Below are 17,077 nucleotides of genomic sequence, written 5' to 3'. Positions count from 1 at the left end.
AAGTCGAACAATGAACAGGATTTTCTCCACCCTCGGTTTTTCGCTATGGATAGCGCTGCTTTCACCGATGGTTCAGGCGGCCAGTCTCCAGGCGCTGGATGTTGCGGCGTTACCGGGTGACCGTATCGAGTTGAAGCTGGCGTTTGACGGCCCGCCACCGCAACCCAAGGGCTACACCACCGAATCGCCGGCGCGAATCGCCCTGGATCTGCCGGGTGTCGCCAGCCAACTGACGAACAAGACCCGCGATCTGGGCAGCGGCAACGCCCGCAGTGCGACAGTGGTCGAAGCCAGCGACCGTACGCGTCTGATCATCAATCTGACGCAACTGACGCCGTATACCTCACGGGTCGAGGGCAACAATCTGTTCGTGGTGGTCGGGCAGGGTGCCAAGCCTGCTGCGCCAAGGCCTGCCGCTGCTGCGCCGCGACCGGTTGCGGCTCCGGCGAAGGCTTACACCCCTGCCGCCAAAACCATTCGTGGCGTCGATTTCCAGCGCGGTACTGCAGGGGAGGGGAATGTGGTCATCGACCTTTCCGACCCGACCATCGCCCCCGACATCCAGGAGCATGACGGCAAGATCATTCTCAGCTTTGCCCGCACCCAGTTGCCCGACAGGCTGCGGGTACGCCTCGACGTCAAGGACTTCGCCACCCCGGTGCAGTTCGTCAATGCCGCCGCCACTGGCGATCGTGCGGTCATCACCGTCGAACCCAGCGGCACGTTCGACTATTCCACCTACCAGACCGATAACAAGCTGACCGTCAGCATTCGCCCGATGACCGTCGATGATCTGCAAAAGCGCAATGCCGACCGCAACAGCTACAGCGGCGAAAAGCTTTCGCTGAATTTCCAGGACATCGACGTGCGCTCGGTGCTGCAACTGATCGCCGATTTCACCAACCTCAATCTGGTGGCCAGCGATACGGTGCAGGGCGGGATCACCTTGCGTCTGCAGAACGTGCCGTGGGACCAGGCGCTGGACCTGGTGCTGAAGACCAAGGGGCTGGATAAACGCAAGATCGGCAACGTGTTGCTGGTGGCGCCGGCCGACGAAATCGCCGCCCGCGAACGCCAGGAACTGGAATCGCAGAAGCAGATCGCTGAGTTGGCACCGCTGCGTCGCGAGCTGCTGCAAGTGAACTACGCCAAAGCGGCGGACATTGCCAAGCTGTTCCAGTCGGTCACCAGCGCCGAAGCGAAAATCGATGAACGCGGCTCGATCACGGTCGATGAACGGACCAACAACATCATTGCCTACCAGACCCAGGATCGCCTCGACGAACTGCGGCGGATCGTGGCGCAGCTGGACATCCCGGTGCGTCAGGTGATGATCGAAGCGCGGATCGTCGAAGCCAACGTTGATTACGACAAGAGCCTGGGCGTGCGCTGGGGCGGTTCGATCCAGAACAAGGGCAACTGGAACACCTCCGGGGTCAGTAACGGCACCTCGACCACCATCGGCACACCGGGCAGTACCAGCACCAACTCGCCGTTCGTCGACATGGGCACGGTCGGTAACACATCCGGGATCGGCATCGCTTTTATCACCGACAACGTGTTGCTCGATCTTGAGCTGACCGCCATGGAAAAGACCGGCAATGGTGAGATCGTCTCCCAGCCGAAAGTGGTTACCTCCGACAAGGAGACCGCGAAAATCCTCAAAGGCACCGAGATTCCGTACCAGGAAGCCAGCTCCAGCGGTGCGACGTCGGTGTCGTTCAAGGAGGCTTCGCTGTCGCTGGAAGTGACGCCGCAGATCACCCCCGACAACCGCATCATCATGGAGGTCAAGGTCACCAAGGACGAACCGGACTACCTGAACAAGGTGCAGGATGTGCCGCCGATCAAGAAGAACGAAGTCAACGCCAAAGTGCTTGTAAACGACGGTGAGACCATCGTGATTGGGGGCGTTTTCTCAAATACTCAAAGCAAGGTCGTAGATAAGGTGCCATTTCTTGGCGATGTGCCGTATCTTGGCCGCCTTTTCCGGCGTGATGTGGTTTCGGAGAAAAAATCCGAGCTGCTGGTATTTCTCACTCCGCGTATCATGAATAACCAGGCGATTGCTGTGAGTCGTTGATTCTGTGCGAAATTTGATTCTTGTAGGACCGATGGGCGCTGGAAAAAGCACCATCGGCCGGTTGCTGGCCAAAGAGCTGCGCCTGCCGTTCAAAGATTCCGACAAGGAAATTGAACTGCGCACGGGCGCCAATATCCCGTGGATCTTCGACAAGGAAGGCGAGCCCGGCTTTCGTGACCGTGAGCAGGCGATGATCGCCGAGCTGTGCGCGTTCGACGGCGTGGTGCTGGCGACCGGTGGCGGCGCGGTGATGCGTGATGCCAACCGCAAGGCCCTGCACGCGGGCGGACGGGTGGTGTATCTGCACGCCTCCGTCGAGCAGCAGGTCGGGCGTACGTCGCGTGATCGCAATCGACCTTTGCTGCGCACCGCCGATCCGGCGAAAACCCTGCGAGACCTGCTGGAGATCCGCGATCCGCTCTATCGGGAGATCGCCGATCTGGTGGTGGAAACCGACGAACGGCCACCGCGCATGGTGGTGCTCGATATTCTCGACCGTCTGGCACAGCTTCCACCCCGTTAAAGCGCCGCCCGAAATGCGCTATCCTCGGCGTCCGGTCACCGCCGTCGAGGTTGTGGCGGATGGCGTGCGAGCGGCGTCACATCCGCTAAAGGTCGCGACATCCAATAATTCAAGGCAGGACGCCTGCTTCCATCTTCACTGTGGGGACACATGCAGACACTCAAGGTCGATCTAGGCGAGCGCAGCTACCCGATTCATATTGGCGAAGGTTTGTTGGATCAGCCCGAGTTGCTGGCGCCGCATATCCACGGGCGGCAGGTGGCAATCATCTCCAACGAGACCGTTGCGCCGCTCTATCTCGAACGTCTGACCCGCAGTCTTGCACCGTTCTCGGTGATTTCCGTGGTGTTGCCTGACGGCGAAGCCTTCAAGAACTGGGAAACCCTGCAACTGATCTTCGACGGCCTGTTGACCGCCCGTCATGACCGCCGCACCACGATCATCGCCCTCGGCGGCGGGGTCATCGGTGACATGGCCGGTTTTGCCGCCGCCTGCTACCAGCGCGGCGTCGATTTCATCCAGATTCCTACCACACTGCTGTCCCAGGTCGATTCGTCGGTGGGTGGCAAGACCGGTATCAACCATCCGTTGGGCAAGAACATGGTTGGCGCGTTCTATCAGCCGAACGTCGTGCTGATCGATACCGCATCGCTGAAAACCCTGCCGGCGCGTGAGCTGTCGGCCGGTCTGGCCGAAGTCATCAAGTACGGGCTGATCTGCGACGAGTCGTTCCTGAGCTGGCTTGAAGAAAACATCGACGCCCTGCGCGCACTGGATCAGAAGGCCCTGACCTACGCCATCGAGCGTTCCTGCGCGGCCAAGGCTGCGGTGGTCGGTGCCGATGAGAAGGAAACCGGCGTGCGTGCCACGCTCAACCTCGGCCACACCTTCGGCCACGCCATCGAGACCCACATGGGCTATGGTGTCTGGTTGCATGGTGAGGCGGTCGCCGCTGGCACCGTGATGGCGCTGGACATGTCCGCGCGCCTGGGCTGGATCAGCGAACAGGAACGTGATCGCGGCATTCGTCTGTTCCAGCGTGCCGGTCTGCCGGTGATCCCGCCGGAAGAAATGACCGAAGCCGATTTTCTCGAACACATGGCAATTGATAAAAAAGTGATCGACGGTCGTCTGCGCCTGGTGCTGCTGCGCCGGATGGGCGAAGCGGTGGTGACCGCCGATTATCCGAAAGAGGTTCTACAGGCCACGCTGGGAGCGGATTACCGCGCTCTGGCTCAGCTTAAAGGTTAATAAGATTCCGATGACTAGTTTGCATGCCGACGAGGCGTTCCTCGGCCATTTCCAGTTAAGTCACGACCCTTTCGCGCCGCGGGTGCCGGGCTTCAAATTCTTCCCGGCCCAGCGCAAGCCGGTGCTGGGGCAACTGCACCATCTGGCGCGTTACAGCCAGTTGCTGCTGGTGGTCACTGGCCCGCAAGGCAGCGGCAAGACCCTGCTGCGCCAGGCGCTGGTAGCCAGCACCAACAAGCAATCGGTGCAAAGCGTTGTGGTATCGGCCCGTGGAGCGGGCGATGCCGCCGGCGTGCTGCGTCAGGTTGCTCAGGCGCTGGATGTTGGGCAGGCCGAGGTCGGCGCGATTCTGGCGCAAGTGGTGCAGTTGGCGCTGACCGGGCAGGAAGTCTATCTGTTGGTGGATGACGCCGAGCAGCTCGACGAATCTGCGCTCGAAGCGCTGATGGCGCTGGGTGCCGGTGCACCGGAAGGGCGTCCGCACGTGTTCCTGTTCGGTGAATCGTCGCTGATCGCGCAGCTCGAGGCCTTGCACCTCGAGGAAGAGCGCTTCCACGTCATCGAATTGCAGCCGTACACCGAAGAAGAGACCCGCGAATATCTCGACCAACGGCTCGAAGGTGCGGGCCGGGGTGTCGAACTTTTTACCGCGGATCAGATCTCTGAGATTCACGAAAGCTCGGAGGGTTGGCCTGGCAACATCAACCAGGTCGCTCGCGATGCACTGATCGAAGTCATGATTGCCAGCCGCTCTGCGGTCAAGCGTCCAAGTATGGGGTTCAACATGCCGAAGAAACACGTATTGGCGATTTCCGCCGTCGTTGTGGTCGCGGTCGCCGCCGCCTGGCTGATGCCGGGTCGCAACAAGGCACCAACCACCGGCGCACCTGCCAACGAACAGGCACAACTGCCGTTGGGCCAAGGCGCCAAGGGTGGCGCGCCGAACGTCGAGTTCGCCGGCAATACCCAGCCGATGCCGCTGCCGCTGGTCGGTAACTCGCAGCCGGTGATGCGCGGCCCGTTGGCTGAGGCCGCAGGCGGCATCACCGAAGGTGACGATGGCGTGCCGGTCGAAGGTTCCAGCGCAACGCCGCCGACCGTAACGACTTCCGCGCCACCGGCAGGTGTTCCGGCCGGTCCAGCGCCGACGCCAGTGCCTGTTCCGGCGGCCAAGCCGACCCCGGCACCGACTCAGGTCGCCACCGCCAAGCCTGCTCCGGCAGCGCCAGCGGCCAAACCGGCCCCGGCGCCGGCCAAGCCTGTTGCTGCCGCCAAACCGGCCGAGAAGCCGGTTACCGTGGCCAAGGCTGCCGGTGGCAGCTGGTACGCCGGTCAGCCGACCAGCAACTATGTGGTGCAGATCCTCGGCACCAGCTCCGAAGCGACCGCGCAAAACTTCGTCAAGGAGCAGGGCGGCGAGTACCGTTATTTCAAGAAAGTCCTCAACGGCAAGCCGCTCTACGTGATCACCTACGGCAACTTCGCCAATCGTGATGCAGCCGTTTCTGCCATCAAGGCCTTGCCAGCGAAGGTTCAGGCTGGTAAACCTTGGCCTCGCACTGTCGCCAGCGTCCAACAGGAACTGGCAACAACTCGCTGAAGATTCGGCGGCCTTACCCAGGCCGCCTCTCCAAGCACCTCAAAATTTCTACAAGTGCGCGCCGCCCCTACGGGTCGCGTGCCTTGTGGTGTCTGCGTCACAGTAGTCTTTGAGTCGTTGCAGTCAGAATTAAAAAAAGTTTTGACTAGCACAGCAGATCGCTTTAAACCTTTCACAAATGCGACATGAATTTGCGACATTTCGTCGTCAAATTTGTGAGCGTCTGTGTCGCTGTGTACAATGACCACCCTTTTGCCCCCGCAAAGCCGGCGTACGTTCGGCGCGGCAAGCAAGTGGTTGAATTGAAAAGAAATTTGCCTCGTAAAGAGGCAGCCTGGTGAGAAAGTGTCTATGAAAGCAGGTCTGTACCAACCAGATGAATTCAAGGATAACTGCGGTTTCGGCCTGATAGCCCATATGCAGGGCGAGCCCAGTCATACCCTTTTGCAAACGGCCATCGAGGCCCTGACCTGCATGACCCACCGCGGTGGGATTAATGCCGACGGCAAGACCGGTGACGGTTGCGGTCTGCTGATTCAAAAGCCTGACGCGTTCCTGCGGGCGATGGCCCAGGAAAACTTCAGCGTCGAGCTGCCCAAGCAATATGCCGTGGGCATGGTCTTCTTCAATCAGGATCCGGCCAAGGCCGAAGCCGCTCGCGAGAACATGAACCGCGAGATCCTCGCTGAAGGCCTGCAACTGATCGGCTGGCGCAAAGTGCCGATCGACACCAGCGTCCTCGGCCGCCTGGCCCTTGAGCGTCTGCCGCAAATCGAGCAGGTGTACATCGGCGGTGAAGGCCTGAGCGATCAGGACATGGCGGTCAAGCTGTTCAGCGCCCGTCGTCGCTCGTCGGTGGCCAACGCCGCAGACACCGACCACTACATCTGCAGCTTTTCGCACAAGACCATCATCTATAAAGGTTTGATGATGCCGGCCGACCTGGCCGCGTTCTATCCGGACCTGGGTGACCAGCGCCTGCAAACCGCAATCTGCGTGTTCCACCAGCGCTTCTCCACCAACACCCTGCCGAAATGGCCGCTGGCCCAGCCATTCCGCTTCCTCGCGCACAACGGCGAGATCAACACCATTACCGGTAACCGCAACTGGGCGCAGGCCCGTCGGACCAAGTTCACCAACGATCTGATGGATCTGGAAGAACTCGGGCCGCTGGTCAACCGTGTCGGTTCCGACTCCTCGAGCATGGACAACATGCTCGAACTGATGGTCACCGGTGGCATCGACCTGTTCCGTGGCGTGCGGATGATCATTCCGCCAGCCTGGCAGAACGTTGAAACCATGGACCCGGATCTGCGAGCGTTCTACGAGTACAACTCGATGCACATGGAGCCGTGGGACGGCCCGGCTGGCGTGGTAATGACCGACGGTCGTTACGCGGTGTGCCTGCTCGACCGTAACGGTCTGCGTCCGGCGCGCTGGGTCACCACCACCAACGGCTTCATCACCGTTGCGTCGGAAATCGGCGTCTGGAATTACCAGCCGCAAGACGTGATCGCCAAGGGCCGTGTCGGCCCGGGCCAGATCCTCGCCGTGGACACCGAAACCGGGCAGATCCTCGACACCGACGCGATCGACAACCGTCTGAAGTCCCGTCATCCGTACAAGCAATGGCTGCGCAAGAACGCTCTGCGCATCCAGGCGACCATGGAAGACAACGACCACGGTTCGGCGTTCTACGACGTCGATCAGCTCAAGCAATACATGAAGATGTATCAGGTCACGTTCGAAGAGCGTGATCAGGTGCTGCGTCCGCTTGGCGAACAGGGCTACGAAGCCGTGGGTTCGATGGGCGACGACACGCCGATGGCCGTGCTGTCGCAGCGCGTGCGCACGCCATATGACTATTTCCGCCAGCAGTTCGCGCAGGTCACCAACCCGCCGATCGACCCGCTGCGTGAAGCGATCGTGATGTCGCTGGAAATCTGCCTCGGTGCCGAGCGCAACATCTTCCAGGAATCGCCGGAGCACGCCTCGCGCGTGATCCTCAGCTCGCCAGTGATCTCGCCGGCCAAGTGGCGCTCGCTGATGAACCTCGACCGCCCGGGTTTCGAGCGGCAGATCATCGACCTCAACTACGACGAAAGCGTCGGCCTCGAAGCGGCGATCCGCAACGTTGCCGATCAGGCTGAAGAAGCCGTGCGTGCCGGGCGTACCCAGATTGTCCTGAGTGACCGCCATATTGCTCCGGGCAAGCTGCCGATCCACGCTTCGCTGGCCACCGGCGCGGTGCACCACCGCCTGACCGAAAAAGGCCTGCGCTGCGACTCCAACATCCTCGTGGAAACCGCGACCGCCCGCGATCCGCATCACTTTGCGGTGTTGATCGGTTTCGGCGCCTCGGCGGTCTATCCGTTCCTGGCCTACGAAGTGCTGGGCGACCTGATCCGTACCGGTGAAGTGCTGGGTGACCTCTACGAGGTGTTCAAGAACTACCGCAAGGGCATCACCAAAGGTCTGTTGAAGATCCTGTCGAAGATGGGCATCTCGACCATCGCGTCCTATCGCGGTGCACAGCTGTTCGAAGCCATCGGTCTGTCCGAAGAGGTGTGCGAGCTGAGTTTCCGTGGCGTGCCGAGCCGCATCAAGGGTGCGCGTTTCGTCGACATCGAAGCCGAGCAGAAAGCACTGGCCACCGAAGCCTGGAGTCCGCGCAAGCCGATCCAGCAGGGCGGTCTGCTGAAGTTCGTCCACGGTGGCGAATACCACGCGTACAACCCGGACGTGGTCAACACTTTGCAAGCCGCCGTGCAGCAGGGTGACTACGCCAAGTTCAAGGAATACACCTCGCTGGTGGACAACCGTCCGGTGTCGATGATCCGTGACCTGTTCAAGGTCAAGACCCTCGATACGCCGCTGGACATCAGTGAAGTCGAACCGCTGGAGTCGGTGCTCAAGCGCTTCGACTCCGCCGGTATCTCGCTGGGCGCCCTGTCGCCGGAAGCTCACGAAGCCCTGGCCGAAGCCATGAACCGTCTCGGTGCGCGTTCCAACTCCGGCGAAGGCGGCGAAGACCCGGCGCGCTACGGCACCATCAAGAGCTCGAAAATCAAGCAGGTCGCGACCGGCCGTTTCGGTGTCACTCCGGAATACCTGGTCAACGCCGAAGTGCTGCAGATCAAGGTGGCTCAGGGCGCCAAACCGGGCGAGGGCGGGCAACTGCCGGGCGGTAAGGTTAACGGGCTGATCGCCAAGCTGCGTTATGCAGTGCCGGGCGTGACCCTGATTTCGCCACCGCCGCACCACGACATCTACTCGATCGAAGACTTGTCGCAACTGATCTTTGACCTGAAACAGGTCAACCCGAAGGCGCTGGTCTCGGTGAAACTGGTAGCGGAAGCAGGCGTCGGCACCATCGCCGCCGGTGTGGCCAAGGCCTACGCGGACTTGATCACCATCTCCGGCTACGACGGTGGTACCGGTGCTTCGCCGCTGACCTCGATCAAATACGCGGGCGCTCCGTGGGAACTCGGCCTGGCTGAAACCCACCAGACCCTGCGCGGCAACGACCTGCGCGGCAAAGTCCGGGTGCAGACCGACGGCGGCCTGAAAACCGGCCTCGACGTGATCAAGGCCGCGATCCTCGGCGCCGAAAGCTTCGGCTTCGGTACTGCGCCGATGATCGCGCTGGGCTGCAAATACCTGCGTATCTGCCACCTGAACAACTGCGCCACCGGCGTCGCGACCCAGAACGAGAAGCTGCGCAAGGATCACTACATCGGCACCGTCGATATGGTGGTGAATTTCTTCACCTACGTTGCCGAAGAAACCCGTGAGTGGCTGGCCAAGCTCGGCGTGCGCTCTCTCGAAGAGCTGATCGGTCGCACCGATCTGCTGGAAGTCCTCGAAGGCCAGACCGCCAAGCAGCATCACCTGGATCTGACCCCCCTGCTGGGCAGCGATCACATCCCGGCGGACAAACCGCAATTCTGCGGCGTTGAGCGCAACCCGCCATTCGACCAGGGCCTGCTGGCCGAGAAAATGGTCGACATGGCGACGTCGGCGATCAATGACCTCAGCGGCGCCGAGTTCGACCTGGACATCTGCAACTGCGACCGTTCGATCGGTGCGCGGATCTCCGGCGAAATCGCGCGCAAGCACGGCAATCAGGGCATGGCCCATGCGCCGATCACCTTCCGCTTCAAAGGGACGGCCGGTCAGAGCTTCGGCGTGTGGAACGCCGGCGGTCTGAACATGTACCTGGAAGGCGACGCCAACGACTACGTCGGCAAAGGCATGACCGGCGGCAAACTGGTCATCGTGCCGCCGAAGGGCAGCGTCTATCAGACTCAGAACAGCGCCATCATCGGCAACACCTGCCTGTACGGCGCCACCGGCGGCAAGCTGTTCGCCGCTGGTACTGCGGGCGAGCGTTTCGCTGTGCGTAACTCCGGTGCCCACACCGTTGTGGAAGGCACTGGCGATCACTGCTGCGAGTACATGACCGGTGGTTTCGTCTGCGTCCTGGGCAAGACCGGTTACAACTTCGGCTCTGGCATGACCGGTGGTTTCGCCTACGTGCTCGACCAGGACAACACCTTCGTTGACCGGGTCAATCACGAACTGGTGGAAATCCAGCGGATCAGCGGCGAGGCGATGGAAGCCTACCGCAGCCACCTGCAGAACGTGCTGAACGAGTACGTCAAGGAAACCGAGAGCGAGTGGGGTCGTGAACTCGCCGAGAACCTTGATGACTACCTGCGTCGTTTCTGGCTGGTCAAGCCTAAGGCTGCCAACCTGAAATCGTTGCTTTCCAGCACTCGTGCCAACCCGCAGTGATATGCGCCTGAAGAGTTTGATGAGGTTTTAACAATGGCTGAACGTCTGAATAACGACTTCCAGTTCATCGATGTCGGGCGCAAGGATCCGAAGAAGAAACTGTTGCGTCAACGCAAGAAAGAGTTCGTCGAGATCTACGAACCGTTCAAACCCCAGCAGTCGGCCGACCAGGCCCACCGCTGCCTGGGTTGCGGCAACCCGTATTGCGAATGGAAGTGCCCGGTGCACAACTTCATTCCCAACTGGCTGAAGCTGGTGGCCGAGGGCAACATCCTCCAGGCTGCCGAGCTGTCGCACCAGACCAACACCCTGCCGGAAGTCTGCGGCCGGGTCTGCCCGCAGGATCGTCTGTGCGAGGGTGCCTGCACCCTCAACGACGGTTTCGGTGCGGTGACCATCGGTTCGGTCGAGAAGTACATCACCGACACCGCGTTCGCCATGGGCTGGCGCCCGGACATGTCCAAGGTCAAGCCGACCGGCAAGCGTGTCGCGATCATCGGTGCAGGCCCGGCGGGTCTGGGCTGTGCTGACGTGCTGGTGCGTGGCGGCGTGACCCCGGTGGTGTTCGACAAGAACCCGGAAATCGGCGGTCTGCTGACCTTCGGCATTCCCGAGTTCAAGCTTGAGAAGACCGTGCTGAGCAATCGGCGCGAAGTCTTCACCGGGATGGGCATCGAATTCCGCCTCAACACCGAGGTCGGCAAGGACGTGACCATGGAGCAACTGCTCGCCGAATACGATGCCGTATTCATGGGCATGGGCACCTACACCTACATGAAGGGCGGCTTTGCCGGTGAGGATCTGCCGGGCGTTTACGACGCGCTGGACTTCCTGATCGCCAACGTCAACCGCAACCTGGGCTTTGAAAAGTCGCCGGAAGATTTCGTCGACATGAAAGGCAAGAAGGTTGTGGTGCTCGGTGGTGGCGACACGGCGATGGACTGCAACCGCACCTCGATCCGTCAGGGCGCCAAGTCGGTGACCTGCGCCTATCGTCGTGACGAAGCGAACATGCCCGGCTCGCGCAAAGAGGTGAAGAACGCCAAGGAAGAAGGCGTGAAATTCCTCTACAACCGTCAGCCGATCGCGATCGTCGGTGAAGACAAGGTCGAAGGCGTGAAGGTGGTCGAGACCCGTCTCGGCGAACCGGACGCCCGTGGCCGCCGCAGCCCCGAGCCGATTCCGGGCTCCGAAGAGATCATCCCGGCCGACGCCGTGGTTATCGCCTTCGGTTTCCGTCCAAGCCCGGCACCGTGGTTCGAACAGTTCGAAATCCAGACCGACAGCCAGGGCCGCGTCGTTGCGCCTGAGCAGGGTCAGTACAAGCACCAGACCAGCAACCCGAAAATCTTCGCCGGTGGCGACATGGTGCGCGGTTCCGACCTGGTGGTGACGGCGATCTTCGAAGGGCGCAATGCGGCTGAAGGGATCCTCGATTACCTGGGCGTCTGATCAACTTCCAATATTGGAATGCAATACCTGTGGGAGCTGGCTTGCCAGCGATAGCATCACCTCGGTCAATCTGACAAAACGAGGTGTCTGCATCGCTGGCAAGCCAGCTCCCACAGTGCTTTGTGTTACTGCAAAAATTTGCATTCCAGCGCAATAAATTGACCCGATAGACAAAAGGCTGACCTGCATCCGTGCCTTTTGCGTCGCGCTCTGAGAAAATGCCCGCACTTTTTTTCCGGATGCCGACATGACTGCCCTGAAGAACGACCGTTTCCTCCGCGCCCTGCTCAAGCAACCCGTTGACGTCACCCCGGTGTGGATGATGCGCCAGGCCGGCCGCTACCTGCCTGAATACCGCGCCAGCCGTGCCCAGGCCGGTGATTTCATGAGCCTGTGCATGAATCCGGAATTCGCTTGCGAAGTCACAATGCAACCGCTCGACCGCTACCCGCAACTGGACGCGGCGATCCTGTTTTCCGACATCCTCACCATTCCCGATGCCATGGGCCAGGGCCTGTACTTCGAGACCGGTGAAGGCCCGCGCTTCAAGAAAGTCGTCAGCACCCTGGCCGACATCGAAGCGTTGCCGATCCCGGATCCACACAAGGATCTCGGCTATGTGATGGACGCAGTCAGCACCATCCGCCGCGAGCTGAACGGCCGTGTGCCGCTGATCGGCTTCTCCGGCAGCCCGTGGACCCTCGCCACCTACATGGTTGAAGGCGGTTCGTCGAAGGACTTCCGCAAAACCAAGGCGATGCTCTACGACAACCCGCAAGCCATGCACCTGCTGCTGGATAAACTCGCGCAGTCGGTCACCAGCTACCTCAACGGCCAAATCCAGGCCGGCGCGCAAGCGGTGCAGATCTTCGATACCTGGGGTGGCAACCTGTCGGCGGCGGCGTATCAGGAATTCTCCCTGGCCTACATGAAGAAAATCGTCAGCGGCCTGATTCGCGAACACGACGGGCGCAAGGTGCCGGTGATCCTCTTCACCAAGAACGGCGGCCTGTGGCTGGAAAGCATCGCCGAGGCCGGCGCCGACGCACTGGGTCTGGACTGGACCTGCGACATCGGCAACGCCCGCGCCCGTGTTGGCGACAAGGTCGCGCTGCAAGGCAACATGGACCCGACCGTGCTCTACGCCAAACCGGAAGCGATCCGCACCGAAGTCGGGCGCATTCTGGCCAGCTACGGCAAGGGCAGCGGCCACGTGTTCAACCTCGGCCACGGCATCACCCCAGAGGTCGATCCGGAGCATGCGGGCGCGTTCCTGCGTGCGGTGCACGAGTTGTCAGCGCAGTATCACGAGTGATCGACGCCCGATAAAAAAACGCCCGGCCAATGCCGGGCGTTTTTGTACAAGATCAAAGGATCGCAGCCTGCGGCAGCTCCTACATTGGGATTCGCGTTTCCCTGTAGGAGCTGCCGCAGGCTGCGATCTTTTGCTTTTAAGCTTTCACACCACCAAGTGGCGGCAACTTCGCCAGTTTCAACGCCACCAGCAGTGCCACCAGCAACAGCGCACCAATAAACAGGCCGATGCCATTCCAGCCGCCCAAATGCCAGAACACCCCACCCGCCGTCCCGGCAATGCTGGAGCCTGCGTAATAACTGAACAGGTACAACGACGACGCCTGGCCCTTGGCCTTGGTCGCGCGCCGGCCGATCCAGCTGCTCGCCACCGAGTGCGCGCCGAAGAAGCCGAACGTGAAGATCAGCATGCCGATGATCACCAACAACAGCGGTGTGAACATCGTGAGCGCAAGGCCGGCGAACATCAGTGCGATGGTTGCCCACAGCACTTTACGGCGCCCCAGTTTGTCCGCCAGCGAACCGATTTTGGCCGAACTGTAGATGCCCGACAGGTACACCACCGACAGCAAGCCGACGAACACCTGATCGAGGTTGTAAGGCGTCGTCAGCAGGCGATAGCCGATGTAGTTGAACAGAGTGACGAACGCGCCCATCAGCACAAAGGCTTCAAGAAACAGCAGCGGCAGGCCGGCATCGCGAAAGTGCATGGTGAAGCCGTCGAGCAGGCTGCGTGGGTGCAGCGAGCGTGAGCGGAAGTTGCGCGATTCGGGGAGGATCTTCCAGAACACCGCTGCCGCGACCAGCGCCAGGCCGCCGATCACCAGCATCGCCGTGTGCCAGCTGACGAAGTCGATCAACACCCCGGTAATCAAGCGTCCGCTCATCCCGCCAATCGCGTTGCCGCCGATGTACAGGCCCATCGCCAGGCCGATGTGCTGCGGGTGGATCTCTTCGCTCAGATAGGTCATCGCCACCGCCGCCAGGCCGCTCAGCGACAGCCCGATCAGCGCGCGCATGATCAGCACGCCGTGCCAGCTCGGCATCATCGAACTGGCGATCGTGCACAACGCGGCGGCGAACAGTGCCGCGACCATCACCGGCTTACGCCCGACGCGGTCGGAGATCGGCCCGGTGATCAGCAGACCGAAGGCCAGCATGCCGGTCGCCACCGACAGAATCAGGCTGCTCTGCGCCGCGTTGATTCCATACTCGTGGGACAGCAGCGGCATCATCGGCTGCACGCAATACAGCAAAGCGAAGGTCGCGAAACCGCCGCTGAACAGCGCCAGCACTGTGCGCATGAACATCGGCGTGCCTTTTTCGATGTAGATCTCCTGCAGCTCGGCGATCACATCGTCCGCCGCGGCAGGCGGAACTTCATGGGCAAGAGGGGCGGCGGCGGTTTTCACATCAGACCTCGGAGGGCACGGCCAGGCAGGCAATGAAAAAATCATATAGCTGGCTAATGTTTCTATCCAATATATTGTTCGACCTGTTTGATAGCTTTAACGACCTAATGGGGTGTCCATGGAATTGCGTCATCTGCGCTACTTCATCGCCGTCGCCGAAGAATTGCATTTCGGCCGCGCCGCACAGGTGCTGGGGATCTCCCAGCCACCGCTGAGCCAGCAGATTCAGGCGCTGGAGCAAGAGGTCGGCGCGCGGTTGTTCGAACGCACCAATCGTCGGGTCGAGTTGAGCGAGGCCGGCCGATTGTTTCTGCAGGAGGCGCGGTTGGTGCTGGCGCAGGTCGACAAAGCGGCGGACGTCGCCCGGCGTGCGCAACTCGGTGAACTGGGCGAATTGAAAATTGGCTTCACCTCGTCAGCTCCGTTCAACTCGACCATTCCCCAAGCGATTTTTTCCTTTCGTCAGCGTTTCCCGGCAGTGCACCTGAACCTGCGGGAGATGAGCAGCACCATGGTCGCGGACGCGCTGGTGGATGAATCGATCGAAGTCGGCATCATGCGTCCGCTGGGTTTGCCGGATTCGCTGAGCGTGGTTGAGCTGATGCGCGAGCCCTTGGTGGCGGTGCTCAGCTCCAAGCATCCGCTGGCCCAAGGCAGTGAAGAGGGGCTGTTTCTGTCGGCGCTGGCGCTGGAGCCGTTCGTGTTCTTTCCGCGCAGCTACGGCAGCGGGCTGTATGCGCAACTGCTCAGTCTGGCCCGCGATGCCGGGTTCAGCCCGCATTTTGCCCAGGAGGCCGGTGAGGCGATGACCATCATCGGATTGGTCGCGGCGGGGCTTGGGGTTTCGGTATTGCCGGCGTCCTACCAGCGGATGCGCATCGACGGCGTGGTCTATCGACCGCTGCTCGATCCGGAGGCGGTGTCGGCGGTGTGGCTGGTGCAGCGCAAGGATCAGAAGTCGCCGATGGCCAAGGCGTTTGTCGAACTGCTTACACGCAAGGTTGAGCCTTCAAAAGCTTGATTGCTGCGCAATCAAATCGCGAGCAGGCTCGCTCCCACAGGGCAACGCATTGCAAGGTGGGAGCGAGCCTGCTCGCGAAGACGCTCGCCCGAACACCGCATATTTCAGGGCAACCGCACCAGATCCCCCTTCAACGCCACCCGCGTCACAAACACCCCGGCCCGACACTCATAGGTATTCAAATCCTTGCGCACATGCTGGTCGTAATAGCTGACGATATTGACCACCGCATTCGCCCCGACCCGCTTGGCGTCGGCCTGCAACTTGATCAGGTTCGACTGCAGCACCCACTCGCAGGAATCGTGATCGCTCTTGTTGAAGCCGTTGGTGCGCAAATCACTGACCACATCCCGGCGCAACAACTGCTGCGTGCCCTGCGGCCCGTTGCCGATCAGATAGAACTTCACACTGCCATCCAGCCGCCCGGCGCGAATCGCATCCGAAAGCACGGTTTCGAACGGCATGTACATCAGGTTGGTGGCGTGGCTGGCGCTGGGCAATAGCCCGAGGAGCATGGCGGCGATCAGGGCTTTCACTTGCATGGTCATCTCCTTGACGGTGAAAGAGAACCGCGAGTGCTTGATCGATGGGGGCTCGCCGTTCCGGCAGGCGTTGAATGAGGGCCTGTTGAGCGAGTGTAGATGCAGAAATGGAGACAACGCCTTGTGGCGAGGGGGTTTATTCCCGATCGGCGGCGCAGCCGTCGTAAAACCAGTGAACTCGGTATGCCTGATGCTCCGGGTTCTCAGGTTTCGGGGCCGCTACGCGACCCATCGGGGATGAATCCCCTCGCCACAGGATTGGATTCACTCAGTCAATCAACGTGGGCCAAATCCCCACGCAACGCCACGCTCGACACCACCAGGCCGGCGCGGCACTGGAATTTTTCGGTGTCTTTGTACAGGTCGCGCTGATCGACGCTGGCGATGTTGATCACCGCGTTGGCGTCGGCTTTTTTCGCGGCGTTTTGCAGGGTGGCGAGGGCCGACTGCAGGGCCCAGAAGCAGGCGTCGGTGTCGGATTTGTTCGAGCCGTTGGTCTTGCGGCTGCTGCTCACGGTGTCGAGTTTGCGCACCTGTTTCGGCAGGGTTTCGCCGGCCAGGTAGAACTTCACGCTGCCGTCCAGCAGGCCGGCGTCGGTGGCGCGTTTGACGCCCTCGCGAAAGCTCAGGTAAGTCGGCTCGTCGGCGCCTTGCTTGACGATGCCCAGGTCGTTGACGAACTCGATGTCCGGGTTGATCGACAGTTCCTTGAGCACGTTGTCGCGCAGGCGGTTGACCCAGCGGTTGTAGTTGCCGTGGATCTTGCCGTCCTTGGCGTCGAGGCCGTAGCTGCTGCGGTAGTCGATTTCAAACGAGGTCGGGCTGAACGGGATGTCGACCTCGGCGTGGTGGCGGCCGCGTGCCGTGATCGCCGCTTTGATCATGCCCGGGCGAACCGACTGCACCACCCACTGGCGGTCGTTGAGCGCGGTGACGATGGCGCGGCTCATCTGCGCCTGGGTGAATCCGAGGTTGGGCGAAAATTCTTCCTTGGCGTTGTAAACCGGTTTGCTGGTGCAACCGCCGAGCACCAGGGCCAGGGCCAGGGCCAGCAGGGCGGCGATGCGGTGAAACTGAGTCAT

The 17,077-nt window shown here is 61.2% G+C and carries 11 protein-coding genes; 8 read left to right on the top strand and 3 right to left on the bottom strand.

Annotated features, from left to right (window positions below; translation table 11 throughout):
• Positions 1–10 precede the first annotated feature (10 nt).
• From L6D63_RS01340 to hemE, 7 genes are all read left to right on the top strand, one after another.
• Entirely contained in the window at positions 11–2,083 is a 2,073-nt protein-coding gene (locus tag L6D63_RS01340) for a type IV pilus secretin PilQ (RefSeq protein WP_047290894.1), read from the top strand.
• A 4-nt stretch (positions 2,084–2,087) separates the two neighbouring features.
• Positions 2,088–2,606: a shikimate kinase AroK gene (gene aroK, locus L6D63_RS01335; RefSeq protein ID WP_027611316.1), complete on the top strand. Its 519-nt coding sequence runs from the start codon at positions 2,088–2,090 to the stop codon at positions 2,604–2,606.
• Positions 2,607–2,756: 150 nt separating this feature from the next.
• Positions 2,757–3,857, top strand: a complete 1,101-nt coding sequence (aroB, locus tag L6D63_RS01330) for a 3-dehydroquinate synthase (RefSeq protein ID WP_131670927.1) — start codon at positions 2,757–2,759, stop codon at positions 3,855–3,857.
• A gap of 10 nt (positions 3,858–3,867) precedes the next feature.
• The gene (locus L6D63_RS01325; protein ID WP_131670928.1) at positions 3,868–5,457 is read left to right on the top strand and encodes an AAA family ATPase; all 1,590 of its coding nucleotides are present in this window, start codon (positions 3,868–3,870) and stop codon (positions 5,455–5,457) included.
• Positions 5,458–5,808: 351 nt separating this feature from the next.
• Positions 5,809–10,254 carry a glutamate synthase large subunit gene (gene gltB / locus L6D63_RS01320; protein ID WP_047290896.1) on the top strand — a complete coding sequence of 1,482 codons (4,446 nt, stop codon included), beginning with the start codon at positions 5,809–5,811 and terminating at the stop codon, positions 10,252–10,254.
• A 33-nt stretch (positions 10,255–10,287) separates the two neighbouring features.
• Complete coding sequence (locus L6D63_RS01315) at positions 10,288–11,706, top strand: FAD-dependent oxidoreductase (RefSeq protein WP_007909438.1); 1,419 nt, start codon at positions 10,288–10,290, stop codon at positions 11,704–11,706.
• A 247-nt stretch (positions 11,707–11,953) separates the two neighbouring features.
• Positions 11,954–13,021 (top strand): uroporphyrinogen decarboxylase, encoded by a 1,068-nt coding sequence (gene hemE / locus L6D63_RS01310; RefSeq protein WP_047290897.1) that lies wholly within the window; start codon positions 11,954–11,956, stop codon positions 13,019–13,021.
• A 136-nt stretch (positions 13,022–13,157) separates the two neighbouring features.
• Here the strand turns inward: hemE and L6D63_RS01305 are convergent, their stop codons facing one another.
• Positions 13,158–14,432: an MFS transporter gene (locus L6D63_RS01305; protein ID WP_131670929.1), complete on the bottom strand. Its 1,275-nt coding sequence runs from the start codon at positions 14,430–14,432 to the stop codon at positions 13,158–13,160.
• 118 nt (positions 14,433–14,550) lie between these two features.
• Between L6D63_RS01305 and L6D63_RS01300 the strand changes: the two genes are divergently transcribed.
• Positions 14,551–15,453 carry a LysR family transcriptional regulator gene (locus tag L6D63_RS01300; RefSeq protein ID WP_131670930.1) on the top strand — a complete coding sequence of 301 codons (903 nt, stop codon included), beginning with the start codon at positions 14,551–14,553 and terminating at the stop codon, positions 15,451–15,453.
• 104 nt (positions 15,454–15,557) lie between these two features.
• Here L6D63_RS01300 and L6D63_RS01295 read toward each other — a convergent pair whose 3' ends face one another.
• Together L6D63_RS01295 and L6D63_RS01290 are read right to left on the bottom strand one after the other, a co-directional pair.
• The gene (locus tag L6D63_RS01295) at positions 15,558–15,995 is read right to left on the bottom strand and encodes an excinuclease (RefSeq protein ID WP_131670931.1); all 438 of its coding nucleotides are present in this window, start codon (positions 15,993–15,995) and stop codon (positions 15,558–15,560) included.
• 272 nt (positions 15,996–16,267) lie between these two features.
• Positions 16,268–17,077, bottom strand: coding sequence for a hypothetical protein (locus L6D63_RS01290; protein WP_131670932.1), 810 nt, complete (start codon positions 17,075–17,077; stop codon positions 16,268–16,270).

Source organism: Pseudomonas parakoreensis (genome assembly GCF_021602155.1).
GTDB classification, from domain to species: Bacteria; Pseudomonadota; Gammaproteobacteria; order Pseudomonadales; family Pseudomonadaceae; genus Aquipseudomonas; species Aquipseudomonas parakoreensis.
This window is presented reverse-complemented; position numbering and strand designations above follow the sequence as displayed.